Source organism: Candidatus Hydrogenedentota bacterium, assembly GCA_016791475.1.
Lineage (GTDB): Bacteria > Hydrogenedentota > Hydrogenedentia > Hydrogenedentales > JAEUWI01 > JAEUWI01.
The window spans coordinates 1-647 of record JAEUWI010000277.1; the positions used below are offsets into that span (position 1 = coordinate 1).

General features: G+C 62.8%; 1 protein-coding gene. It reads right to left on the reverse strand.

What is annotated here, in order from left to right:
- Positions 1 to 647 (reverse strand): trypsin-like peptidase domain-containing protein (locus JNK74_29185; GenBank protein ID MBL7650253.1); only part of this gene is annotated, 647 nt, incomplete at both ends.

The window sequence follows — 647 nt, forward strand, 5'->3', positions numbered from 1 at the left end:
GATACCGGCATCCGGTTTTCCTGATAGACCACCGTTCCATCGCTTCCGACGGGGAGTCCGCCTGCGTCCAGCAGCACGTCGTCGGGTTTAAGGCGGGATTCGGCCGCGGTGCCCGGGAGGATCCCGTCGATTCGAGCACCGAGGGAATCGTTGGTCACTCCGAGGAAGGACCGGTAGGCCGGATTTTGCAGCGGGACGAGCCGGATCCCCGCCATTGGAAATCCGTCGTAATGACTGTCATTCACGTCCTTCAGGAAATGCTGGATCACTTCGGGAGGGATGAAGAAGCCGGCGTTCTCCAGCCCGGGGATGCCCTGAAAGGCCACGCCCACCACCTTGTCGTCCTGAATGACCGGTCCGCCGCTGTTGCCGGGATTGATGGCGGCGTCGGTCTGGACCGCGAGAAGGGAACGGTGGCCGGGATGCGAATACGGCTGGATTTCAATCCGGGAGACCACGCCCCGGGTGTAGGAGATCTGTTCGCCTCCCGCCGGATAGCCGTAGCTGACCACGGTGGATCTTACGGCGGGGAGCGGTCCGAATTCGAGCGGTTCAATCCCTTCAAAGAAGGAGGGATCCTCGACTTCGAGAATGGCGAGGTCGCAGTCGTGTCCCACGAAGGCAACCCGGGCCTGGAAGGGGCGTGG